This is a genomic window from Alistipes ihumii AP11 (assembly GCF_025144665.1).
Classification (GTDB): Bacteria; Bacteroidota; Bacteroidia; order Bacteroidales; family Rikenellaceae; genus Alistipes_A; species Alistipes_A ihumii.
On record NZ_CP102294.1, the window covers coordinates 322015 to 346398 of the forward strand.

Below are 24384 nucleotides of genomic sequence, written 5' to 3' on the forward strand. Positions count from 1 at the left end.
TTTATTCCGTTTTAATTGACTTGATGGGATTCTCGGCGGCCGTCCGGTAACTTCGGACGGTGATCGTCGCAACGGTAAGCAGCAGTACGATAGCGGCCGTCGACACGAATATCCACGGGCCGATCGTGGTCCGGTACGCGAAGTTGTCGATCCAGTTGCGCGAGACGAAATAGCCGATAGGGGCTCCGAGGGCGAAACATATCAGTACCAGACGGATATAGGGCATGTTGATCATTCCGAGAATTTCGCCTGTCGTTGCGCCGTAAACCTTGCGCAGTCCGATCTCCTTGCGCCTGAATTCCGTTTCGAAAAGGATCAGGCCGAAAATTCCGACGAGCGAGATGAATACCGACAACAGACAGAACAGCGTGATTTGCCGGGCGGTGGCTTTTTCTTTCTGGTAGAGCGAGCCGATGTGTTCGTCCAGAAAACGCACGTCGTCGTTCCATCCTCCGTCGAATTGCCGGATCGTCTCCCGAATATGTCGGAAAAGCTCGGGATAGTCCGCCGTCCGGGTTTTGACGAACAGATAATTCATGGACTTGAATGCGTACGATTTTCCGCGTACCATGAATGCGAACGGATCGATCGCGTACTGCAAGGGCATAAAGTTGAAATCGCGGGCGATGCCGACGATTTCGTCGCCCCATATCCGGTCTCCGACGGTTATGCCGTCGCGCAGCTGAGCCGTTCGGTTGAAAATCAGACTCGCGTTCTCTTTCTGTTCGTCGTTCGCCGTAAAATCGCGCCCTTCGATTATATCGATTCCCATGAATTTCGGAAAATTCGGGGCGACCGGATAGCAGTCGAATGAGATGTGCTTGTTTCGGTACTGCATACTCCAATTCATGCGCGAAGGCGCTATCAGCGGACCGTTGGCGAATGTCACGTCGACGATTCTCGGATCGGTTTTCAGCTTTTGAGCGAGTGTTTCCGCCGAGTTAGCCGCCGGTCGGCCGAGTTCGGCGACCAGTATGTTTTCGCGGGGGACCCCCATATCGTAAGCCAGCATGAAACGATTCTGTTTCCACACCGACAAGGCTGCTACGATCAGGACGATCGAGACGACGTACTGGAACGAGATCAGCGTCGTCCGCAGCCTGCGCCCCCGGACCGAAAGGCCGAACGAGCCTTTCAGAATCATCGCGGGCGGGAACGAAGTGCTGTAAGCGGCAGGATACAAGCCGGCCAGCGTTCCGAGGACAATCGCGACGAGCCCCGTGCCCAGCGCCACGTCCGCATTTTCGGCCAGATTGATCGGCGCATTGACCAAAGAAGCGACGGCGGTCGTGGAAAGATATTCGGTCAGTATCAGGGCTGACAGATAGGCGACGAAGACCGTCAGAACCGACTCGGCAAGCAATCCCCGACGAAGCGATCCGTTCGACTCGCCCAGTACTTTGCGCGTATTGATCTGTCTGATTCGCATCGGTAGCCGGGCCGTAGCGAAGTTGACGAAATTGATGATTGCGATCAGCAGGATCAGTACGGCGATCGTCAGCAGCGTATAGACCGTAGCCGGGTTGCTCTTGTCTACGAAATCGAAACGGATATCGCGCATGAAGTGCATCTGCGACACGGGTGTGCATCGGACTCGAAAGGCGCTTTCGTCTTGAGAGCGGGCGCTCAGGGATTCGACGCTTTGCCCGAGATCGGCTGCGATCCGAGCGGGATTGCCGGTGCGCACGGCTTTGATGAAATAAATATAGCTGAACTCTCCGTAGTCTTCTATCGACTCGTCGAAAATATTCGTGAACAAGCTGTTGGTTCGGAAACTCGAATTGTCCGGACAATCCCTGCAAACGGCGATTACTTCTCCGGGATGGGTTTCGTCGCCGTTGACGACTACGGATTTCCCGATGGGATCGGCCGAGCCGAAAATCGAGCGGGCGGCGCTCTGAGACAGAATGACCGTTCTTTGCGGGTCGTCGAACCGGTCGATGTCGCCCGCAACGATTTCCGTTCCGAGGACGTCGAACATGGAGCGGGATATTCGGTATAGGGTAAGTCCTGCTCCGTCTTCCTCTCCTTTGGCGAAATCGTGAACGGAAACGCGTCGCGGGATAGCCATGACGCCGCCGGCCTCTATGTCGGGCGACGAAGCGAGCATCCGTTCGCCGAGCGGCCGGCATAACAGCGGCGAATAAACGCCGAGTTCGGTCGGCACGTCTATTTCGATCCGGAAAATCCGGTCGGCATCTCGAAAATGCGTGTCGTAGGTCAGTTCATACCGTACCTGAGCGATCAGAATGATAAAAGAGCTCAGGGCGATTGTCAGACCCAACAGGTTCAATAAAGTCGAGGCCCGGGAATTGCGAAGTTGCTTGAGAAAAAGAGGAAGAAAGTTCATGTCGTTCGGGGTGCGTTTAATTCGGTCCGCATGCGAAGAATACGGCGCCGTTGATTCGCGGATAACATGCGGCTGCATCGCAGCGGCGGTCCGGAAGCCGTAGAACCTGCCGCTGCAACGGGAGCCGGTATGTCGGAATGAATTTTCATATTTCGAATACGCATGGAGATTTCGGATGCTGCGCGGGACGCTCGTTCCTTTCCTATTTCAGTACGAGAATGTCGTTATCCCCGTAGGTTTCGTAGCTCGAAACGATGACTTTCTCGCCCGGATCGAGTCCTTCGATTACCTCGTAGGACTGCGGGTTCTGGCGACCGATCCTGATCGGCCGCTTGAAAGCCCGGTCGCCTTCCGGCGAGAGCACGTAGATCCAGTTGCCTCCCGTTTTCTGGTAGAACGTCCCGCGCGGAATCATCACCGCTTCGGTCGGCTCGCCCAGCTCGATATTGATATAGTAGCTTTTGCCCGTGCGGATGTTTTCGGGCCGATCGCCCACGAAATGGAGGTCGGTCTTGAACTGGCCGTTCTGCACTTCGGGATAGACTTTCTTGACGAGCAGGGAATATTTCGTGCCGCCGGTTTCCTCGTAGCTTGCGCTGAGTCCCGTCTGTACCTTGTCGATGTAATGCTCGTCGACCTGAGCCTGCAGCTTGAAATCGGTCAGGTCGTTGATTTGGGCGATCTTCGTGCCGGCCGAGATCCACTGTCCGAGCTCTGCGTCGAGCCGGCCTACCTGGCCGTCGATCGGAGACTTGACGCTCAGATTTTCCAGTTGCTGGCGTACGAGCACCATATTTTCGCGCATGTTGTCGAGACTGTTTTCCAGCTGCTCGATCTGCACTTCTCTCTGAAGCGAATCCTGCCTCTGTCTGTTGATAAGGATCTCGAGCCTCAGTTCGGCGAGCGAGTAAGCCTCTTTGGCTTGTAGGTATTCCTCTTTGGAGATCAGTCGTTCCTCGAAAAGTTTTTCGTATTGCTCGAATTTGCGCTTGTCCTGTCTGAATTTCACCTCTGCATCCAGTCGCTGCTGTTGCAGGTCGAGCTTGTCCTGCTCGAGCTTCAGTTTGGTATCGCGCAGAATATTTTCCTTTTCGGCCAGCTCGGCCTCCGAGCGGAGAATGGACACGCGGAGCGAAAGGTTGCTCAGTGTGACGATCACGTCTCCCTTCCGGACGACGGCTCCTTCCTCCACGTTGCGCATCTCGACGACTCCGCCTTCGGTCGTGCTGAGGTGAATCGTCGTCATCGGCTGTACTTGCGCGTTGATGCGAATATAGTCCTTGAACGGGCCTTTCTCGGCCTTCCCGATCGTGACCGAGCGACTGTCCACCTTCAGCGTGGACGAGTGGTCGCTGGCAATCAGCCAGACGACGAATGCCAGCAACAGGGCTCCCAATACGTACGGAATATGCTTCTTTTTGAATCCTTTTTTCTTTTCGATAGCGATGTCCATGATATGCGTTTTATTTCGTTATGTTAGGTTCGGTTTGCTATTGCAATTGCTCGATCAGGGGAATTCCCTTGTAATATTTTACCAGACGGCACTGGATGATGTAGTCGAGTTTCGTTTTCAGTTGGTCGGCCTTGGCCGACAGCAGCAGGTTGGCGCTCGTCTGCAAATCGAGCGGACTGACCAGCCCTTCTTCGTACTTGCGACGCATGACGTCGTATGCCAGTTGGTTCGCCTCGACGCGTTTTTTCATCTGCTCGTACTGCTTGGCATAGCCTTGGCAGTCGTCGACGGCCTTGCGGATGTCGCTTTGCAACTGTTGCAGGGTCTGGTTTCTGTTCTGTTCCTGAATCAGCATGTTGTTGCGTGAGCGGTTGACGTTCGTGCGGCGCGAAAGCGAGTTGAAAATCGGAATGCTGAGCGAGGCCTGGATATATTCCCCCCGGTTATCGCGGAACTGATTTTTGAACGAGGGCGACTGATCGGTATGATCCATGTCCGCGATGAAATAGTTGGTCTGGTATCCGCCCGATATGGATAAGGAAGGATAGTAATTGCCTTTGGCGATCGAATATCTCAATCGGCTTTGCCGAAGGTTGAAGTCGGCGATCTTGGCCGTGGGATTTTGCCTCCGGGCGTCGAAATAGATACTTTCCGCCGTTTCGGACATTTCTTGAGCAAGCAGATCGACCTGCGTGTCGATCCGAAGCGTGTCGTTCAAAGGGTAGTTCATTTTCGTTTTCAACAGGGTCAGGTAATTGGTCAGATTATTCTGGCCACTGGTCAGTGCGGCGTCGTTGGTCGCCACCTCGGCCTCCACCTGCACCACGTCCGCCCGGCTCTTCAGTCCCAAAGCCTCCTGTTCCACGGTCTGGCGCAGTTTCAGGCGACTTTCCTCCAATTGCTCCTCGGACATGCGGACGACGCCTTCGTAGTAGACCACCAGAAAATAGTTCTCCATGACGCTGAGCGATATGTCGTCGGAAGCCTTTTGCAGCTCGTCCTCTCCCTGCCGGCGGGCGACCTTGGTCAATCGAAGATTGTTGATCGCGGTGAATCCGCCGAATACTCCGATCGAAGCGCCGACTCCGTACGAGTTGTTGAAATTGACATTCGAGGCATAGGTATTGGTCGCAGGGTCCAGCGAACGGCCGAAATTCGACGAAACGTCTACGCTGCCGCTGACCGACGGCATCATTTGAGCCACGGCCGAGATGTAGTCTTGGCGGTAGTTGGCGTTAGTATATTGCTGCTTTTTGACTTCGTGACTATTTTCGATCGCGTAGCGCATACATTCTTCCAGCGTCCAGACTTTCTCTGCGGATTGAGCCTGTAGTCCGCCGATAAGTAAAACAGACCATACGATGACGAGGACGGTTTTTCTCATACCGATATTTGTTTTTTTAATTTATGATTCGATATCGGTGCCAATATCGTGCCTGTGTGCGTATCTTATTGTTTGTTAGGACTATATGCTGATTTTGCAAATTCTTTGTTGTCAATTTTTTAGACAGGCGTGTCCTGTTTTTTGACAGGGGAAGCCGTATTCCGGTAATAATGCTTACCTTTACGAGAGTTGAAAACGGAACGCATATGGGCAGGCAGGGAACCATTCTGGTAGTCGACGACAATAAAAGCATTCTGAAAGCTCTCGAGCTATTGCTGGAAAAATATTTCGCCCGAACGGTCATGATTTCCTCTCCGAACCGGATTCCGACGATTCTGCGCGAAGAGAGGATCGATCTGGTGCTGCTCGACATGAATTTCTCGGCAGGAATCAACAACGGAAACGAAGGTCTGTTCTGGCTGTCCCGGATCAAGAAAACCAATCCGTCGCTTCCGGTCGTGCTGTTTACCGCCTATGCCGACATCGATCTGGCCGTCAATGCCATCAAGGACGGGGCCGCCGATTTTATCGTCAAGCCGTGGAACAACGACAAGCTGATTTCCACTTTGCTGTCGGTCTACAATCTGGGCCAGTCGAAACGGAAAGTCAAGTATCTGACGGAAGTCAGTCAAGGGCTTTCGTCTTCCGAGGCGATGTTCTGGGGCGAGTCGGAAGCAATGCGCCGTATCCGCAGGCTGGTCGAGAAAGTAGCGGAGACCGATGCCAATGTGTTGATTACCGGCGAGAACGGGACCGGAAAAGAAGTGATGGCCCGGGAAATACACCGTCGCTCGCTGCGCAGGGACGAGCTGATGGTGGCCGTCGATATGGGAGCGTTGCCCGAGTCGCTGTTCGAAAGCGAGCTGTTCGGACACTGCAAGGGCGCTTTTACGGACGCTCATACCGACCGGATCGGAAAGTTCGAGATCGCTCAGGGCGGGACGCTTTTCCTCGACGAGATAGGCAACCTGTCTTATCATTTGCAAGCCAAATTGCTATCGGCCATTCAGAGCCGTACGATCGTGAGAGTGGGCAGCAACCGGCCCGTCGAGACCGATGTGCGACTGATCTGCGCCACGAACCAGAATTTGCAGGCGATGGTCGCTCAGGAGCGATTCCGCCGGGATTTGCTTTACCGTATCAACACGATTCATATCGAGATTCCGCCTCTGCGGCAGAGGCGCGAGGACATCGTTCCGCTCACCCGCCTGTTTCTGGAAAAATACGCGGCCAAATACGGCAAGCAGGGAATAAGGATCGATGGGGAAGCCTGCCGGAAACTGCAAGAATACGACTGGTACGGCAATATCCGGGAATTGCAGCATACCGTCGAGAAAGCCGTCATCATCTGCGACTCGATGACCATCGGTCAGGAGAGCCTGCTGATGACGCCTCAGCAGGAAGAGCCGAATGCCGGCGGCGTTTCCACGTTGGAGGAAATGGAGCGAAACATGATTCGCCAAGCCATCCGGCTCCACGAAAGCAATATGTCCGCAGTGGCCGCCCAGTTGGGAATTACACGGCAGACGCTTTATAACAAGATCAAGAAATACGGGTTGTAGCATTTGTTATGTTCAAGGGATCGACATACCGGTTGGCCAGACTGCTGCTTTTGCTGACTGCCGCGATAGTCGGCACGACGCTGTCGGTCGTCTATCGCCAATGGATGCTGCTGCTCGTGGCCGTTCCGGCGCTTATATTTCTGTTTTCGGCCTTGTTCAGGCTGCATTTCCAGAATATCCGCAAGATGACTTTCATGTTCAACTCGATAGAAAACGGAGACTATTCGTTCAAGTTCACCGAGTACGACGCTCCGGTCAGCGACAACCTGCTGAATCTGACGCTGAACCGCATCAAGGATCTGTTGGTCAAGGCTAAGAACGAAGTTATCGACAAGGAAAGGTACTACGAACTGATTCTCAATAGCGTTCATACGGGCGTGATTGTTCTCAACGAGACCGGAAACGTGTACCAGATCAACAACGAAGCCCGGCGGCTGATCGGACTTCCCCGGTTTACCCATATCAATCAACTGGCCACGATAGATCGCTCGCTGCGGGAACTTTTCTTCGCGATCCGGGGAGGGGAGAGAAAACAGGCTTCCTACTCGAACGAGCGCGGTACGGTCTATCTGGCGGTCAACGCGTCGGAAATCACGATCCGGGGGAAGAGGCTGCGCATTCTGGCGGTCAACGACATCAACAACGAGCTCGACGAGCGGGAGACCGAGTCGTGGATTCGCCTGATCCGCGTGCTGACGCACGAGATCATGAATTCGATCACTCCGATCACGTCGCTCAGCGATACGCTGCTGGGAATGGAAAACAAAGTGGAGGGAGAGGTTCGCGAGGGACTGGAAGCGATCAATTCGACCGGCAGGAGCCTGATCCGCTTCGTGGAAGCCTATCGCAAGGTAACCCGCATTCCGACTCCCCGGCCCACGTCGTTTTATGTAAAACCGTTTCTCGAGCGCATGGCGAAACTGGCCGAACCGTACATGCAAAAGGAAAATGCTTCCGTTCGGCTTCGTGTTACTCCGAGCGATCTGCTGGTCTATGCCGACGAGGACCTGATCGGACAGGTGGTGCTGAATCTGCTGAAAAACGCCGCTCATGCCGTGGCCGGAAAACCGGACGGGGAGATCGTCGTAACCGCCTATTGTACCGAGGCCGAGCAGGTGGCCGTCGACGTGACCGACAACGGCTGCGGCATACCGGCCGATGTGGCGGCCAATATTTTCGTTCCTTTCTTTACGACCAAGCCGAACGGTTCGGGCATCGGCCTGAGCGTATCGAGGCAAATCATGCGCATGCACAACGGCAGCATCATGCTGAAGCATTCGCTGGCAGGCAAGACGACTTTCATGCTGCTTTTCAACTGACGGCTGGCGTGCGGTCGGGCGCGGCTCTATTCGGAATCGGCGGGCTGGAAAAACAATTCTTTGATGACGACATAGCCTATCCCCGCCATCAAGCCGAGGAAAACGAAGATAAAGAGTATGGTCGGTTTTCCCATATTGGAGCGGTTGACAGGTACCGATGCCGGCTCGATGATCGTGACGCAGGGCATTTGCTCCTGCACTTTGATTTTCGCATTTTCGAGCTGTTGCGCCAGTTGGCTGTAAACGCCGAATGCCAGCTGCTGCTCGTTCTGCAACCGGTCCAATTCGACTTGCGCCGACTGGCGCGCAATGTTGCGGTTAGCGTCCACGGCCCGGGCATAGTGCTGCTGGGCTTCGTAGTATTGTTGCCGCGCCTCGTCGAACAGGTTTTGGGTAAAGGCCAGATCGCGTTTGGCCTTTTCGGTGCGGTACTCGGACATGTACGCTTCCAGCTTGCCGACCATCGAGTCGGCTGTCTGAGCAGCTACGAGCGGATCCTGCATCGTGGCCGTCGCGGTAATGACGCCGGTTTTCTTGTCTACGGAGATGGCTATTCTGTGCTGCAACGCGTTCAGGACAAGGCTTTGTCTGCGGGACAGCGCATAGGGATTCAGCGCTTCGGCCGTATCGTCGTCCTCGGAGGAGAAAATCCAGCCGATCAGACGCATCGGAGCCCCGATGACATGACTCCACCAAGGCGCCGACAACTCTTGGTCCACATAGTCGTACAGCGAAACCGGCGAGGGCATCTCTTTTCCCCGGACCGGAATCTGACTCATCTCCACGATGAAGGGCGTGCTGCTCACGATATCGGGATAGAGCATCAGGTTGATGCCGTCTCCCGACTGGTTCTGGCCGCCCAGATTGATGCCGGCCATAGCGGCCAGATCGGCCATGCCGCCGGCAGCGGAGGTCTTCACGCCCTCTGGAGCCATCTTGACCGTCGTAGTGTATTCCCGGGGTATGCTGAACGCGACCACGAGCCCGACAACGGCACCGGCGGCCGCAATCTTCAGAATGAACGCGCGTTTGCGCCAAACGGACTTGGCAAGTTTGAGCAAATCGATCTCTTCCGCGTTCGAGACGCTTTGACGGGTATCCTCCATGACGTTCGCTTTTTGATGAGCGTACAAATATACCGATTATTTTTCCGGATAGAAACGGCCTCCGGGATATTTATCCGCCGAAAAAAGACGGATTATGTCGTTTATTGCTAACTTTGTCTGCCCTAAACAATACGTCACTATGGTCAAAATAGGAACAACATTATCCCCGCTGGGAAAGAAAGCCGTCCTTTGCGGCTCCGGCGAACTGGGCAAGGAGGTCGCCATCGAGTTGCAGCGGTACGGCGTCGAAGTCGTCGCGCTGGACCGTTACGCGAACGCTCCCGCCATGCAGGTAGCTCATCGCTCTTACGTGCTTTCGATGCTCGACGGGGCGCAGTTGCGCGCCGTCATCGAGAAGGAAAAGCCCGACTACATCATTCCCGAGATCGAGGCGATCGCCACGGATACGCTGCTGGAATTGGAAAAGGAAGGCTACAACGTGATCCCGACGGCCCGGGCCACCCGCCTCACGATGAATCGCGAAGGCATCCGCCGGCTGGCTGCCGAGGAACTCGGCATCCCGACTTCGCCGTACCGTTTCGCTTCCGACTACGAGGAGTTCGTCGAAGCCGTCGGGCAAATCGGGACGCCTTGCGTCGTGAAGCCGGTAATGAGCTCGTCGGGGCACGGGCAAAGCGTCGTCCGTTCTTCCGAAGAGATCGACCTGGCCTGGGAGAATTCGCAGAAAGGAGGTCGGGCGGGAGCCGGACGCGTGATCGTCGAAGGGTTCGTCGATTTCGACTATGAAATCACGCTTCTCACGGTACGTCATTGCGGCGGGACTTCGTTCCTCGAGCCGATCGGCCATTATCAGCAGGACGGAGACTACCGCGAGTCGTGGCAGCCGCAGCCGATGAATCCGGCCGTTCGTGCGCAGGCCGAGGAGATCGCCCGCCGGATTACCGAGGCGCTCGGTGGCTGGGGACTGTTCGGCGTGGAGCTGTTCGTCCGGGGCGATCGGGTTATTTTCAGCGAGGTCTCTCCGCGTCCGCACGACACGGGCATGGTGACGATGATCTCGCAGGATTTGTCGGAGTTCGCGCTTCACGTACGCGCCGTGCTGGGACTGCCGATTCCCAACATCGCCTTTCACGGCCCTTCAGCGTCGCGGGCCGTCGTGGTCGAGGGAGACACAAACCGGATGGAATTCGCCAACCTCGAGAACGTGCTTTCGGAACCCGATACGCAGATTCGGATTTTCGGTAAGCCCGAGATCGAAGGCCACCGGCGCATGGCCGTTCTGCTCGCGCGCGCCGAGAGCGTCGAACAGGCGAGAGAAAAGACGGCGCGCGCCTACGCCAAACTGCAAGTCAACGTATTCGACCGCGAAACGCAACCGGAGTAAATATCCGTTCTGATTCACAATAAATTCTCATGCCGTATCGTTCTCGGTGTAAACCCGATACGGTATGAGAATTTGCATTTGTATTTCCGTGCTGGCGTGTTGTCTTTCCTCCGCACGTTCGCAGGACCTGTTGCGCGGTCGCGTACTCGATTCGGCGGATCGTTCGGCCGTGCCCTACGTCAGTATCGGCATCGAAGGGAAAAATGTCGGAACGATGTCGGATGCCGAGGGGAATTTCGTGCTGCCTGTAGCGGATGCGGCGGGCAATGCCGATACGCTGCTGTTCTCCTGCGTCGGATACGCTCCCCGGAAAATTCCCGTATCGGAGATCGATTTTTCTCGGGAATTCTCCTTCGCTTTGAAGCGGAACGACAGCCCGATTCCCGAAACCGTAGTCCGTACTTCCCGAAGCCGACGTATGAAAATAGGACGAAGCAAGATCGGGACCGATCTGCTGTCGGCCGCGACCGTCTGTTTCAGCTCTCCGGAGCCTCTCGGTGAAGAGTGCGGCATGCTGCTCAGCAGTCGGTACGACTGCACGGTGAACAGGCTGTCCTTTTTCGTCAGAAAGAACGGTTTTGAAAGCGCCTCTTTCAGGCTGACTTTCTATTCTGCGGAAAACGGCTTGCCGAAAGATATTCTGGGAGATAAGGACATTCGTTTCGATCTGCCCGACGGCTATACGGGCTGGGTCGATCTCGACCTGAGCGAATGTCCCGTGCACGTGAAGGCGGGAGACTTTGCCGTGACGATGACTTTTCTGGACGGAAAACAGGGCGAGTCCGCCTTCCGGGGACTCGAATTTCCGATTACCGTCGCGCCTTTGTCGAAATATACGCTGGTGAGCCGAGACCGCGCGCTGGGAGCATGGAGCAAGGAAGGGACGGTCATAACTCTTTTTACGGAAGTCACTGCCTATCCCGACTGATTTCAGAACGGTTTCATGCTATGCCGTCCCGAGCCGTAACGGTCGTCAGTTGAAAATGACCGTCTTGTTTTTGTACACCAGTACCTTTCGCTCGATGTGCTTTTGGACGGCTCTCGACAGCACGATCTTTTCCAGATCCTTTCCCTTGTTGACCAGATCCTCGATCGTGTCCTTGTGCGTAATCCGGACGATTTCCTGCTCGATGATCGGTCCGGCGTCCAGCTCGGTGGTCACGTAGTGGCTCGTAGCGCCGATGATTTTCACGCCCCGCTCGTAGGCCGCATGGTAAGGGCGCGCGCCGACGAATGCGGGCAGAAACGAATGATGAATATTGATGATCCGGTTGGGATACGCCTCGATCATCTTCTCCGAAACGATCTGCATGTAGCGGGCCAGCACGATGAAATTGATTCGGTTCTCCGCCAGCAGACGCATCTCTTCGGCTTCCTGCCGCTCCTTGTTCTGCTTGGTGATCGGGAACAGGTAAAACGGAATATCGAAACGGCGGGCCACATGTTCCAGATCGGGGTGGTTGCTGACGATCAGGGGAATCTCCACGTTCCATTCTCCGGCGGTATACCGGGCCAGCATATCGTACAGGCAGTGCGACATGCGCGAAACGAAGACCGCCATGCGCGGTTTGACGTCCGAAAAGTAGAGCCGGAAAATCATTTGGTACTTGCGGCCGTAAAGCGTTTGGAAGTAGTCCTCGATCTTTTCCTTGGGAATCAAAAAACCGTCCAGCTCCCAGGCGATCCGCATGAAAAACACGTTTTCCGCATGGTCGACATATTGGTCCAGATAAACGATGTTGCCTTTGTTGACCGTGATGAAGTCGGTCACCTCGGCTAGAATTCCCGGCTTGTCGGGACAATGCAGCAGCAACTGCGCCACCTCGCTCTTTATCGGCATAAAACGTTCGATTTTTTGCAAAAGTAGCGATTTTTTCACAGACAGGCTCGATTTACGATTCGAATTCGTCCGCAATTTTTTTAAGCGCGGCGCATACGACGGCAGCCGTTTGCGCACTCCGTGCAAGACGGATTGTAAAAATCGATGAAAAAGAGTTACTTTGGCCTGAAAATTGGCAAGGCCTTCAGCAGTCCGGTGTCTGCCAGCGAGCCGTCGATCATGATTGGAAAGATTCTGAAATATACGCTGAAAGTCGTCTCGGTCCTCGTGGCGATCGTTCTCCTCATCCTGCTGTTGCTCTACATGCCTTTCGTGCAGGATTTCGTCAAAAGCGAGGGATTCGACTACATCCAGCGAAAAACGCAGATGCACCTCTCGGCCGAGCGCATACGGCTTTCCTTTCCGCTGAAACTGGTCGTCGATCGGGCATATGCCGTCCGGCCCGACGGCGACACGCTGCTTCGCTGCGAGCGGCTGGACGCGCATGTCGCGCTATGGCCGCTACTGCGTAAGGAGGTCGTCATCCGCCGCTTCGTGCTCGACAGTACGCAGGTGCATTATAGGGACACGGCCTCCGCTTTCGATCTGAGGGCGCGTCTGGACGCATTTTTGTTACGGACGAACCGGGTCGATTTGGGGGAGCGGCTGGCCGACATCGCCTCGGCCGAGCTGACCGGCGGCGATATCGCCATTATGCTCGGCAAACCGGAAACTCCGGCCGACACGGTCGCCGCCGATACGACCTCGCTTCCATGGAAACTGCTGGCGGGACGACTGAAGCTGACCGACATCCGTTTTTCGATGAGCGGATCCTCTCCCGATTCGATGCGGCTCGGCGTCGCGTTGCAGTCGGGCCGCATAGCACAGGCCGCCGTCGATCTGGGCACGCAACAAGTGGCGGTCGGGACCGTCTATCTGCGACAGGGAGACTACGTTTTTCTGACCGATACGACTCGTGTTTCCCCGGCTACGGGGGATACCGTTACGCCCGAAACTTCCGATACTTTGCCTTGGATCATTCGTGTCGATCACGTACAGATAACCGACAATTCTCTGAAATACGGATCTTTATACAGGGCACCTAAAGCCGGACTTGACTTCAGCCATGTGGCCGTTTCCCGATTGAATTTGGCTGCCGATTCGATCTACAATCGAGGCAGCGCTGTCCGGATCGACGTCGACCGGTTGTCTCTCGAGGAGCGCAGCGGCTTGACAGTCCGTTCCATGAAAGGACGTTTCGGAATGGACAGCGCCCGGTTGTTCCTAACGGATTTCCGGCTTCGGACCGCCTCCTCCTCCGTCCGTGCCGATGCTTCGGCCGACGCATCCGTTCTCGATCGGTCTCCGCAGGCACGGCTTCGCCTGAGTCTGAAAGCCGACGTCGATTTGCCCGAAATCGCGCATCTGTTTCCGGTCGGCGACACTTTGAGAAATCTGGCTGCCGGCAAAACGCTTCGTGCCGGAGCCGATTTTTCGGGTACGCTCGGACGGCTTCGCATCGCTCCGGCGGAAGTGGCCGTTCCCGGGATCGCTTCCCTTTCGCTCGACGGAACGCTTGTTTCGCCGACCGAGCCCGAGCGGCTTTCCGGAAACCTCCGGCTGAAGGGCTTATTCGACGATCTCGGCTTCGTAACGGTCCTGCTGTCCGACACCTCGCTGAGGAACCGAGTCTCCATACCGAAGGACATCCGGCTCTCGGGGACATTGAAAGCCGATGCCGGAACCCTGTACCCCGCCGTCGAGTTGGCCGTCGATTCCGGCCTGCTGGCTGTCAAGGGCATGCTCGATCGCCGGACGGAGCGATACCGAGCCGAACTGACCGCCGAGCGATTCCCGGTCGGACGTTTCCTGCCGAAAGACTCTCTCGGCTTGCTCGGCATGCGCCTCGAGGCGGACGGCCGCGGGTTCGAACCGCTAGCGGCGTCGACCGCAGCCGATGCTTCGCTGGAGATCGGGCAATTCGACTACAACGGATTCGACTACAGGGGAATCGGTCTGAAAGCGGCTCTCCGGAACAACGACCTGACCGGGCGAATCTCCGCTTCGAACGAGGCTCTGCAACTGGGACTGGATCTGAGCGGTCGTCTGACCGAACGATTCCGACAGGTCCGTATCAACGGTCGTATAGACAGTTGCGATCTGCACCGGATGAATCTGACCCGGGACAGACTCTCCTGTGCCCTGTCGCTCGATCTGACCGCTTCGGCTACGGACAGCGGGAGCTATACGCTCGGTCTGGCCACGGATCGGATCGAGGTGCGCAACAAGTGGCAGCTCGACAAGATTCGTCCCATATCGCTGGAAGCCTATGCAGGCCGGGATCGGGTAGAGGCCGCGTTGCGCTCGGGAGACTTGCGCATGGACTTTTTCTCTCCCGAGGGAACCGACTCCTTGGTTCGTAACCTGAACCGCACGTCGCAGCGGGTGGCCGAGCAATTGCAGATCGGCAGCCTCGATATGCGGCCTATACGCGACAGCATGCCGTCGCTGCGCCTCAGCCTGACGGCCGGTCCGGACAATATCGTCAACAATTTTCTGAGAAGCAAGGGTATGCATTTCGACTCGCTGTCGGTCAAAACATCCACGATCGAACCGAAACCGCTGCGGATGATTCTCCGGATCGATCGTTTCTCGAGCGGAGGCATCGTGTTGGATACGATCACGACGGGAATATGGCAGAACGGCTCCGGTCTGAACTATCTCCTGAGACTGGCCAACAGTCCGGGCAACATGGATAACGTGGCCCAGATCGCCCTGTTCGGCCGGGCTCAGGGCAACCGGGCCAGCCTGAATTGCAGGCAGCGGACGCGCTCCGGCGAGCTCGGGTTCGATTTCGGACTGAACGCGCTATGGATTGACAGTGTGTTGACGATCAGCATGTTCCCGGAGCATCCGACGCTCGGTTTTGAAAAATGGAGCGTCAACGAGGATAACCGCATCGCTTACCGCGCCGGCGGGGAAATCGAGGCCGACCTGACTCTGACCCGTCCCGGACAACGTTTCAGCTTGCGCACGCTGCCTTCGGTGGATTCCACGCTTCAGGCGCTGACACTGAATATCGTCGGCATAGATATCGGCTCGACGCTCGCGCTCTTTCCCGGAGCTCCTCCGCTCGGAGGCCGGTTCGGCACAAACCTCGATCTCCGGACCCGAGCGGCCGGATTCCAGATCGGAGGTACGCTGACGGTCGACAGTCTTACCTATGACAGGCAACGGATAGGCGATCTGGAAGTCGCGCTGAACTACCGACCGGACAGTCTCGGACAGAATGCCGGTCTGAGCGTCGACATAGACGGCGAGCGCGCCTTGGCCGCGAACGGCGTCTATCGCGCAGGAAGCGACAGCCCGCTCGACTTCGACGTGACCGTTCCGGGGATTCCGCTTGCGGCCGCCAATGCCTTCATGCCGGCCGGAACCGTTTCGCTCGCCGGCATGCTGCGCGGAGAGGCGGGCATTCGGGGAAAAACTTCCGACATGCGCATCGACGGCGAGCTGACATTCGCCGGAACGAACGTCGGCGTGCCGATGATCGGAACTTCGTTCGGCCTGTCCGAAACGCCGATCGTAATCCGCGACAACGAAGTGCTGTTCACGAATTTCGCGATCGTTTCGCCGAACAAAAAGCCGCTTACGATCGACGGCCGGATCTCTTTAGGGGATTTTTCGCAGATCACGACCGACCTGCGCATGAAGGCCCGCGATTTCGAAATGATCGACGTGCGCAAGAACCGCCGTTCGATGGTATACGGCACGGGCTATCTGGATTTGGACGCGACGGTCAAGGGGCCTTTGGACGAGCTGACCGTGCGCGGCGACGCCAGCCTGCTCAACGGGACGGAGATTACCTATGTCATGCGCGACTCGCCGCTCGAAGTGCAGAATAAGAAGCAGGATCTGGTCACGTTCGTCTCGTTCCGGGATACGACGGCCGTACAGGCGGCCGATTCGGTCGCTCCGATCCGGATCGGAGGCATCGACATGCTGGTCAACGTGAGCGTGAACAGTTCGGCCAAGCTGGCCGTCGATCTGTCCGACGACGGTCAGAATCGAATCGATTTGCAGGGCGGGGGAGACCTCACCTATACGATGAACCGCCTCGGCGACACGCGCTTTTCGGGCAAATACGTCGTCAGCGGCGGAACCGTCCGCTACAGCCCGCCCGTCATCTCGGAACTCGTCTTCAAGATCACGCAGGGCAGTTCCGTCGAGTGGACCGGCAACATGGAGGATCCGATGCTGAACATCACGGCTGTCGAGACGATGCGCACGAACGTATCGACCGAGGGACAGAGCAGCCGTCCTGTCAACTTCAATATCAGCATCCGCATTCGCAATACGCTCGAAAATCTATCGATTACGTTCGATCTGTCGGCTCCGGAGGATTTGGCCATGCAGAACGAGCTGTCGTCCCTGACGGCCGAACAGCGGGCTACTCAGGCAATGAACCTGTTGATATACAATACTTACACGGGTCCCGGAACGACCGCCAAGACCAACTCGTCGAACCCGTTGAACAACTTCATCGAGAAAGAGCTGAACCAATGGGCGGCCAACAGCCTCAAGGGCGTCGATCTGAGCTTCGGAATCGACTCTTACGACGACGAGGCGACCGGCGGTCGCGGCAACCGGACCGACTACTCCTATCAGCTGTCCAAAAGTCTGTTCAACAATCGGCTGAAAGCGGTGATCGGAGGCAAAATCAGTTCCGATGCCGATCCGGACGAAAACCTGAAGGAAAACCTGATCGACGACGTTTCGCTGGAATATCGGCTCACCAAGCGCGACAACATGTTCCTCAAGCTGTTCCGGCACACCGGGTACGAAAGCATTCTGGAAGGAGAGGTCACTCAGACGGGGCTCGGCTTCGTGATCCGCAAGAAGCTGCTCAAGCTTTCCGACCTGTTCCGGATCATGCGCAACCGCGTGCAGGCCCCCGATTCCGTCGAGACGGAAAACCCTGCGACGAACGACGCTGCGTCCGCCGGCGATGTCGTACGCAAGACGGACGCGGCCGGAAACGAAACGACAGGAGTCGAAGAACCCGTACCGGTTCCGCCGGCAAACGAACCTTAAACAGATGAAACGATACAGACTGCATATCGCTTTTCTGACGGCCGCCGCCCTCGTTGCCGGCTGTTCCACGACCAAGCGTTTGGGGCAGGACGAAGTGCTCTATACGGGAGTCCGCAAAATCACGATCGAGGCAGACTCCGGCGTACATATGCCTTCCTATGTCGAATCCGCCGTCAAGAACCCGCTCTCGGTCAAACCGAACAATCCTCTGTACAGTCCCTACATACGAACTCCGCTTCCGGTCGGACTGTGGGCGTACAACTATCTGCATACCGAAAAGACGAAGGGATTCAAGCACTGGCTTTACGAGCGTCTGGCCAAGGACCCCGTGCTGGTCTCTTCGGTACAGCCTGAGCTGCGCGTCCAAATGGTAAGCGACATTCTGGCCAACTACGGCTATTTCGGCTCCCGGGCGGAGTACGAGACGCGCTATAAGAAGCACGGCAGGAAAGCCCGGCTCAGTTACCGTGTCTACGCAGCGCCGCCGTGGCGCTACAGCCGGATCGCCTATCCGGCCGTCCGGGGACCGCTGACCGCGCTGGTCGACAGCCTGCAGAGTTCGTCGCTGCTGAAAACGGGAGCTCAGTACAATATCGATACGCTGGCTGCGGAGCGCACCCGGCTTTCCCGGATTCTTCGCAACAGAGGCTACTACTATTTCCGTCCCGAATATTTCGAATATCAGGCCGATACGACCCGGAAACGCCGCGAAGTGGACCTGCGTCTGCTGCTCAAACCTGGCATCCCTGCTCAGGCGACCCGATCTTACCGGATAGGGGATATCACGGTCAACCTGCAGAATATCCGTCCGAAATCGCGCGATTCGATGCGCGTGCGGGACATGCGGGTCTTTTTCGACACGCCCCGGAAAATCCGCCCGAAAGTGCTCGCCCGCAACGTGAACCTGCGTCCGGGAGAGCTTTTTACGGTCGACGCTCAGAACGCGACCCAGACCAATCTGAACAAGCTCGGCATTTTCCGGTACGTCAACCTGAGCGTGACTCCTCTCGACTCGCTTCAGGGCGGCGACAGACTGGACGTGACGATCGACGCGGGCTTCGATTATCCGCTCGAGGCCGAGCTGGAGGTCAACGTGTCGTCGAAGTCGAACAGCTTTCTGGGGCCCGGAGCCTCGTTCAAGGTCAGCAACAACAATTTCTTTCACGGCGGGGAGGTGTTCACCGTAGCCCTGAACGGAGCCTACGAGTGGCAGACGGGCAACAGCAAGCGGGGCGACGAGAAGTCGTCGCTGCTCAACTCCTACGAGTTCGGACTCAACGCGATGCTCGACATCAAGCGCCTGCTCGTCCCGCAGTTCATCTCGCGCGGAACGAGGTATCCGGCCAAAACGTCGTTCCAGATCGGGGTCGATCTGATGAACCGGCCCAAGTTCTTTCAGCTGATCTCGTTCGGCGGCTCGGCCAGCTACGATTTCCAGACATCGCCGCGCAGCTTTCACTCGTTCACCGTCCTGAAGTTGGTGTATAACAAGCTGCTGCACACGACCGCCGAGTTCGACCGGACGATGGACGAGAACCCGGCCATCGCGCTGAGCTTCCGCGATCAGTTCATTCCCTCGATGAATTACACCTATACCTACGACAATACGTTCGGGCCGAGGCAGAACAAGCGCATATTCTGGCAAAACTCGATTACTTCGGCCGGCAACCTGCTCTACGGGGCCATGGAGCTGTTCGGCAAGCGGGGAGCGAAATACCTGTTCGGAAATCAGTTTTCCCAGTTCATCAAAGGGGTCAGCGAAATCCGGTACTCGTTCAAGACAGGCAGGAAAAGCTGGCTGGTCACCCGTTTGCTGATAGGCGCGGGCTATGCGTACGGCAACTCGAAAGTCATGCCCTACAGCGAGCAGTTCTATATCGGCGGAGCGAACAGCATCCGGGCTTTCACGGTCCGCTCGCTGGGCCCCGGCAGTTATCATCCGAAAGAAAGCGACCGGAATAGCTATCTGGATCAGACCGGCGACTTCAAGATGGAGGCCAATGTCGAGTTCCGTTTCCCGCTGATGGGGGACCTGCACGGCGCGCTGTTCGTCGATGCAGGCAATATCTGGCTGCTCAAGAACGACCCGAACCGTCCCGGGGGAACGCTCAAGTGGAAAGGACTGCTGAACGAAGTGGCTTTGGGGACCGGATTCGGACTGCGCTACGATCTGAAATTCATCATCCTCAGGGCGGACCTCGGCATAGCGATCCATACGCCTTATCCGAACCCGGACAAGCCCCATTACTACAACATATCGAGCTTCAAAGACGGGTTGGGATTCCATTTGGCCATAGGCTATCCGTTCTGACGCCCTGCCTGCAGGCACCGGTCGCCGTGCGACACTTCCGGACCGGCATTCCGCCTCCCGGTCGAACCCGCTGCCGTCGCAACGGCATGTTGGGGAATTCGGTCCGAAATGATTACTTTTGCCCTGCTAAAACGACAAAGACATGACACGACTGGTCATCTTCGACTTGGACGGCACGCTGCTCGATACGATCGACGATCTGGCGGCGAGTACCAATTATGCGCTGCGCCGGAACGGTTATCCCGAGCACGAGCTCGCGGCGTACCGTTATTTCGTCGGCAACGGCGTCGCCAAACTGATCGAGCGCGCGCTGCCCGAAGCGGAAAGGAGCGCGCAGAACGTCGAAAGGCTGCGCCGCGACTTCGTCGAATATTACACGGAACATAGCGCCGACCTGACCAAGCCTTATCCCGGTATCAGGGAAACGGTTTCGGAACTGGGAAGGCGGGGAATCGTCCGGGCCGTAGCGTCGAACAAGTATCAGGCCGCTACGGAAAAGCTCGTCGCTCATTTTTTCGGCGAGGAAACGTTCCGCGTCGTGTTGGGCCAGCGGGAAGGGATCGCGCCGAAACCCGACCCGACGATCGTGCGCGATATTCTTTCGAGGACGGGCTTCGCTCCCGCCGAAACGCTCTATGTCGGCGATTCGTGCGTCGATATGCAGACGGCGCGCAACGGCGGTCTGCGCTCGGTCGGCGTGAGCTGGGGATTTCGTCCGCGCGCCGAACTGGAACAAAACGGAGCGACGTTCGTCATCGACTGTCCCGCTCAACTGCTCGACTTGCTCTGAATCCGATCTTCGGAACGCGTAGCGGCTGCATATTTCTTATGCAGCCGCTACGCGTATTCTGGCAGACGAATTTGCATCGGCCGCAACAGTCCGGAGCCCGTTTTTTGCAAAGCATACGCTCTATGCGCCGACGAAAAGCTCCGCTTGTTCGGCCCGCGACAGCAAATAGCCGGCAGGAGACCGGTCGTTCGGTCTTTCGGCCAGATGGCGGGCCGTTGCAATCTTACGCTCTCCCAACATCGGGACCAGCAGCAGGCGGGCGGCGAGAATCAGAGACCCGGTCATCGTGATGCGCATTTGAGCAGAACGGGGATGGATCGACACCCGATAGCCGGGTTCGGCTGTCAGCAGAAAGGACGTTTCCGAAAATATCGAAGCCGTGTGCATGTCTTCGCCTATGCCGAGTACGATGCAGTCGAAACGGGGCATGCCGTCCGGGCCGGACAGCTCCTGTCCGATCAGATGCGTATAGCGCTCGGCTTCGGTTTCGGGAGGCTGTTCTCCCCGGATTCGGTGCACATGCGAGGCTGGCACGGTCAGAGGCGAGAACAGCAGGCGTTCGGCGGTCCCGAAGTTGCTTTGCGGATCGTCGGGCGGCACGCAGCGCTCGTCCACCCAGTAAAAGCGAATCCGATCCCAATCGAGCCGGTCGGCGAAAGGTCCGCTCCAAAACTGGAATAGCCGTTTGGCCGTTTCTCCGCCGGACAAGGCCACATGGAAGCTTCCGGCGGAGCCGAGCATCCGGTCGGCCATTCGCCGGGTCAGTGCCTCGATCGCCTCGTGGGCGACGGAATACGAGTGAATATTCATAGTTGCATATTTTTTCAGTTTTCCTCGCACAATAGCGAGTCGTCCGGCCTCTCGAGCGCCAGCGCCTCCTCGGGTCCCTGCGAACCCGGCGTATAAAAGCGCAGTCCGCGGGACGGATGCTCGGCCCAGTGACGCAGAACCGGATCGATGATTTTCCAGCTCGCCTCCAGCGCGTCGCTTCGCGCATAAAGCGTCGAATCGCCCAGTATGGCGTCGAGAAGCAATCTTTCGTAAGCGTCGGGCAAATAGTTGTGCGACAACGAATCGTAGCGAAAATCCATACTGACCTGCTTGACTCGGAATCCGGCCCCCGGCATTTTCAGTCCGAAGCCCAGCGACACGCTTTCGTCGGGCTGAATTCTGATCGTCAGCTTGTTGCACGAGCTGCCCGAGCATTGGCCGGCGAACAGCCGCTGGGGCGTCGATTTGAAGCGGACGACGATTTCCGACTCTTTCCGGTCCAGCTTCTTTCCCGTGTACAGCAGAAAAGGCACGCCGCCCCAGCGCCAGTTATCGATGTAGAATTTCATCGCGACGAACGTCTCGGTCGTCGAGTCCGGCGAAACGTCCTTTTCCTCGCGGTATCCCCGGTATTGCGCCCGCACGATGTCGCGATCCATCCGCTGCGCCGTATAGGGACGCAGCGAGCGGAAGACCTTGACGATCTCGTCCCGCATGGGTTCCGGCTCGAACACGGCGGGCGCTTCCATAGCGGCAAAGGCCATGAGCTGCATCAGATGATTCTGCACCATGTCGCGCATGGCGCCGGCTCCGTCGTAGTATTTTCCCCGGTTTCCTACGCCGAGGGTTTCGGTAGCCCGTATTTCCACCCGGTCGATGTAGTTCCGGTTCCACAGCGGCTCGAAGATTCCGTTCGAAAAACGCAGTACCAGAATGTTTTGGACGGTTTCCTTCCCCAGATAGTGGTCGATCCGGTATATCTCGCGCTCGGCGAATATTCCTCGGAGCAGTCCGTTCAGTCTGCGCGCCGTCTCCAGATCGCTGCCGAACGGTTTTTCGACGATGATCCGGCGCCATCCGCCTTCCCCTTCCGGTACATTCAGTCCGCTTTCGAGAAGACCCTGCGCGATCACCGGATACATGGAGGGCGGCGTGGCCAGATAGTAGAGTATCCGATCCGGCAGACGCAATTCCCCCCTGAGCCGGACGATACGCTTCGCAAGCTTTGGGTAGGCCCTCGGATCGGCCGGATCGAAACGCAGGTAATAGACTTTCCCGAGAAATTCGTCCGCGCGGTCGCCCTTCAATACCTGACGGCGCGACCGTCGGAACGAGATGTCGGAAAAATCGCTTCGCGCGGCACCCAGAATCGCGAAGCGGTCCGGCAGCAGCCCTCGCGAGAAAAGCTCGGAAAAGGCCGGCAGCAGCTTACGGGAGGTCAGATCGCCCGAAGCGCCGAAAATGACCAGCAATTGGTCGTATGATTCCTTATTCGCACTCATGCCTCGTAGCTTTCGGCGCTGGTATTTCCGCCCCGGCCCGTCCAGTCGGTATGAAACGTCGTCCCGTCGTCCCGGTCGATTCTCTCGTAGCGGTGCGCCCCGAAATAGTCGCGCTGGGCCTGAAGCAGATTGGCCGGAGAACGGAGCGTGCGCAACCCGTCGAAATAGCTCAGGGCCGAACTCATGCAGGGTAGGGCGACGGCACCCAGCGCACCGTGCGCCACGACCCGACGCCATGCCGGCAGAGTCTGTCCGATCTTGTCCCGGAAAAAATCGTCGAACAACAGGCTGCGCAGATCGGGATCGGTCCGAAAAGCCTCGGTCACTTTTTCGAGAAAGGCCGAGCGGATGATGCAGCCGTTGCGCCATATCCTCGCGATCGTTCCGTAGTCCAGTCGCCAGTCGTAAAGTTCCGACACGCGGCGCATCAGCGAAAATCCCTGCGCATACGAGACCAGCTTCGAGGCATACAGCGCGGCCCGGATCTGTCCTGCCGTCAGCGTCTCGACTACGGACTGGGCCTGAGGGTCCGGATAGCTTTCCGCAGCGGTCCTGCGCTCGTCCGGCAAGGCGGAAAGCATGCGGGCGAATACCGCCTCGGCAATCAGCGTCAGCGGATCGTTCCGGTCCAGAGCGGCCGACACGCTCCATTTGCCCGTCCCTTTCTGCCGGGCCACGTCGCGGATACGATCGAGCAGATATGCCCCGTCGTCGTCCTTGAAGCGGAAAATTTCGGCGGTGATGCCGATCAGGTAGCTGTTCAGTTCGCCTCGATTCCACGATTCGAACAGCGAGGCGAGGGACTCGTTATCCATGCCGAGCCGATTTCTCAGCAACGAGTAGGTCTCGGCTATCAGTTGCATGTCGCCGTATTCGATGCCGTTGTGGACCGTTTTGACGAAATGACCCGATCCGCCCGGTCCGATCCACTCGCAGCACGGCGAGCCGTCGTCGAGCTTGGCCGCGATGGCCTGAAACGGCTCTTTGATCAGTGGCCATGCCGCAGCCGATCCGCCCGGCATAAGCGAAGGACCGTGCAAAGCGCCCAGTTCGCCTCCCGATACGCCGCATCCCACGAACGACAGCCCTGCCTTTTCCGCCTGCGCGACCCGTCTCTGCGTATCGAGATAGTCGGAATTGCCCCCGTCGATCACCACGTCTCCCCGCTCCAGATAAGGCATCAGCTGTCCGATCACCTCGTCGACGGGCTCCCCGGCCCGGATCATCATCAGAATCCGCCGAGGCCGTCTCACCGATTCGACCAGTTCTCGGATCGAATGCGTTCCGACGAGCCGCTTGCCGCGGCCACGCCCCTCGACGAACCGGTCTACGGCATGTTCGCGTCCCGGCGAGCGACGGTTGTACACGGCTATGGTGTAGCCCTTGCTTTCGAAGTTCAAAGCGAGATTCTCTCCCATGACGGCCAGTCCGATCAGGCCTATGTCTGCTGTTTCCATGCGCTGTGCTCGATTCTTGTTCCGACTCTTTCGTCGTCGAGGGGAACGTTCAATTTTCACGCCATGTTTCGCCCCCGCTTCGTGGCTTCGATATGCGATTTCGGCCCGTGCGTCGATCGGA

Annotated in this window: 15 protein-coding genes; 7 read left to right on the forward strand and 8 right to left on the reverse strand. The window is 57.3% G+C overall.

Going from position 1 to position 24384, the window contains the following annotated elements:
• Nucleotide 1: 1 nt before the first annotated feature.
• From NQ491_RS01320 to NQ491_RS01330, 3 genes are all read right to left on the reverse strand, one after another.
• On the reverse strand, nucleotides 2–2350 hold the full coding sequence (locus NQ491_RS01320) for an FtsX-like permease family protein (RefSeq protein WP_019245158.1): 2349 nt from the start codon (nucleotides 2348–2350) through the stop codon (nucleotides 2–4).
• Between the two features lie 202 nt (nucleotides 2351–2552).
• Complete coding sequence (locus NQ491_RS01325) at nucleotides 2553–3803, reverse strand: efflux RND transporter periplasmic adaptor subunit (protein ID WP_019245157.1); 1251 nt, start codon at nucleotides 3801–3803, stop codon at nucleotides 2553–2555.
• Between the two features lie 37 nt (nucleotides 3804–3840).
• Nucleotides 3841–5187: a TolC family protein gene (locus NQ491_RS01330; protein ID WP_026089531.1), complete on the reverse strand. Its 1347-nt coding sequence runs from the start codon at nucleotides 5185–5187 to the stop codon at nucleotides 3841–3843.
• 206 nt (nucleotides 5188–5393) lie between these two features.
• Here NQ491_RS01330 and NQ491_RS01335 point away from each other — a divergent pair, with 206 nt between their 5' ends.
• Both NQ491_RS01335 and NQ491_RS01340 read left to right on the forward strand, forming a co-directional pair.
• Nucleotides 5394–6749: a sigma-54-dependent transcriptional regulator gene (locus tag NQ491_RS01335; RefSeq protein ID WP_019245155.1), complete on the forward strand. Its 1356-nt coding sequence runs from the start codon at nucleotides 5394–5396 to the stop codon at nucleotides 6747–6749.
• An 8-nt stretch (nucleotides 6750–6757) separates the two neighbouring features.
• On the forward strand, nucleotides 6758–8068 hold the full coding sequence (locus NQ491_RS01340) for a sensor histidine kinase (RefSeq protein WP_019245154.1): 1311 nt from the start codon (nucleotides 6758–6760) through the stop codon (nucleotides 8066–8068).
• A gap of 26 nt (nucleotides 8069–8094) precedes the next feature.
• On the opposite strand, the gene NQ491_RS01345 is transcribed toward NQ491_RS01340, so the two are convergent.
• Nucleotides 8095–9174, reverse strand: a complete 1080-nt coding sequence (locus tag NQ491_RS01345) for a GNVR domain-containing protein (RefSeq protein ID WP_019245153.1) — start codon at nucleotides 9172–9174, stop codon at nucleotides 8095–8097.
• A 139-nt stretch (nucleotides 9175–9313) separates the two neighbouring features.
• On the opposite strand from NQ491_RS01345, the gene purT reads away from it, so the two are divergent.
• Complete coding sequence (gene purT, locus NQ491_RS01350) at nucleotides 9314–10519, forward strand: formate-dependent phosphoribosylglycinamide formyltransferase (protein ID WP_019245152.1); 1206 nt, start codon at nucleotides 9314–9316, stop codon at nucleotides 10517–10519.
• A gap of 64 nt (nucleotides 10520–10583) precedes the next feature.
• Nucleotides 10584–11447 (forward strand): carboxypeptidase-like regulatory domain-containing protein, encoded by an 864-nt coding sequence (locus NQ491_RS01355; RefSeq protein WP_081587390.1) that lies wholly within the window; start codon nucleotides 10584–10586, stop codon nucleotides 11445–11447.
• 45 nt (nucleotides 11448–11492) lie between these two features.
• Here the strand turns inward: NQ491_RS01355 and purU are convergent, their stop codons facing one another.
• Complete coding sequence (purU, locus tag NQ491_RS01360; RefSeq protein WP_019245150.1) at nucleotides 11493–12359, reverse strand: formyltetrahydrofolate deformylase; 867 nt, start codon at nucleotides 12357–12359, stop codon at nucleotides 11493–11495.
• Between the two features lie 144 nt (nucleotides 12360–12503).
• On the opposite strand from purU, the gene NQ491_RS01365 reads away from it, so the two are divergent.
• From NQ491_RS01365 to NQ491_RS01375, 3 genes are all read left to right on the forward strand, one after another.
• Entirely contained in the window at nucleotides 12504–17432 is a 4929-nt protein-coding gene (locus NQ491_RS01365) for a translocation/assembly module TamB domain-containing protein (protein WP_019245149.1), read from the forward strand.
• A 4-nt stretch (nucleotides 17433–17436) separates the two neighbouring features.
• Nucleotides 17437–19743: a translocation and assembly module lipoprotein TamL gene (gene tamL / locus NQ491_RS01370; protein WP_019245148.1), complete on the forward strand. Its 2307-nt coding sequence runs from the start codon at nucleotides 17437–17439 to the stop codon at nucleotides 19741–19743.
• A gap of 142 nt (nucleotides 19744–19885) precedes the next feature.
• Entirely contained in the window at nucleotides 19886–20533 is a 648-nt protein-coding gene (locus NQ491_RS01375; RefSeq protein ID WP_019245147.1) for an HAD family hydrolase, read from the forward strand.
• Nucleotides 20534–20653: 120 nt separating this feature from the next.
• Here NQ491_RS01375 and pgl read toward each other — a convergent pair whose 3' ends face one another.
• The 3 genes from pgl to gnd are packed head-to-tail and all read right to left on the reverse strand — an operon-like array spanning nucleotide 20654 to nucleotide 24263.
• The gene (pgl, locus tag NQ491_RS01380; RefSeq protein WP_019245146.1) at nucleotides 20654–21343 is read right to left on the reverse strand and encodes a 6-phosphogluconolactonase; all 690 of its coding nucleotides are present in this window, start codon (nucleotides 21341–21343) and stop codon (nucleotides 20654–20656) included.
• A 14-nt stretch (nucleotides 21344–21357) separates the two neighbouring features.
• Nucleotides 21358–22806, reverse strand: coding sequence for a glucose-6-phosphate dehydrogenase (gene zwf / locus NQ491_RS01385; protein WP_019245145.1), 1449 nt, complete (start codon nucleotides 22804–22806; stop codon nucleotides 21358–21360).
• On the reverse strand, nucleotides 22803–24263 hold the full coding sequence (gene gnd, locus NQ491_RS01390) for a decarboxylating NADP(+)-dependent phosphogluconate dehydrogenase (protein ID WP_019245144.1): 1461 nt from the start codon (nucleotides 24261–24263) through the stop codon (nucleotides 22803–22805). The genes zwf and gnd overlap by 4 nt, the downstream gene beginning before the upstream one ends.
• Between the last annotated feature and the right edge of the window lie 121 nt (nucleotides 24264–24384).

Bases quoted from the DNA above. Each gene is read 5' to 3' on its own strand.
- NQ491_RS01330 (WP_026089531.1), bottom strand. From the start codon at position 5,187: ATGAGAAAAACCGTCCTCGTCATCGTATGGTCTGTTTTACTTATCGGC.
- NQ491_RS01320 (WP_019245158.1), bottom strand. From the start codon at position 2,350: ATGAACTTTCTTCCTCTTTTTCTCAAGCAACTTCGCAATTCCCGGGCC.
- gnd (WP_019245144.1), bottom strand. From the start codon at position 24,263: ATGGAAACAGCAGACATAGGCCTGATCGGACTGGCCGTCATGGGAGAG.
- NQ491_RS01340 (WP_019245154.1), top strand. From the start codon at position 6,758: ATGTTCAAGGGATCGACATACCGGTTGGCCAGACTGCTGCTTTTGCTG.
- NQ491_RS01335 (WP_019245155.1), top strand. From the start codon at position 5,394: ATGGGCAGGCAGGGAACCATTCTGGTAGTCGACGACAATAAAAGCATT.
- NQ491_RS01345 (WP_019245153.1), bottom strand. From the start codon at position 9,174: ATGGAGGATACCCGTCAAAGCGTCTCGAACGCGGAAGAGATCGATTTG.
- pgl (WP_019245146.1), bottom strand. From the start codon at position 21,343: ATGAATATTCACTCGTATTCCGTCGCCCACGAGGCGATCGAGGCACTG.
- NQ491_RS01375 (WP_019245147.1), top strand. From the start codon at position 19,886: ATGACACGACTGGTCATCTTCGACTTGGACGGCACGCTGCTCGATACG.
- purT (WP_019245152.1), top strand. From the start codon at position 9,314: ATGGTCAAAATAGGAACAACATTATCCCCGCTGGGAAAGAAAGCCGTC.
- tamL (WP_019245148.1), top strand. From the start codon at position 17,437: ATGAAACGATACAGACTGCATATCGCTTTTCTGACGGCCGCCGCCCTC.
- purU (WP_019245150.1), bottom strand. From the start codon at position 12,359: ATGCCGATAAAGAGCGAGGTGGCGCAGTTGCTGCTGCATTGTCCCGAC.
- NQ491_RS01365 (WP_019245149.1), top strand. From the start codon at position 12,504: ATGAAAAAGAGTTACTTTGGCCTGAAAATTGGCAAGGCCTTCAGCAGT.
- NQ491_RS01355 (WP_081587390.1), top strand. From the start codon at position 10,584: ATGAGAATTTGCATTTGTATTTCCGTGCTGGCGTGTTGTCTTTCCTCC.
- zwf (WP_019245145.1), bottom strand. From the start codon at position 22,806: ATGAGTGCGAATAAGGAATCATACGACCAATTGCTGGTCATTTTCGGC.
- NQ491_RS01325 (WP_019245157.1), bottom strand. From the start codon at position 3,803: ATGGACATCGCTATCGAAAAGAAAAAAGGATTCAAAAAGAAGCATATT.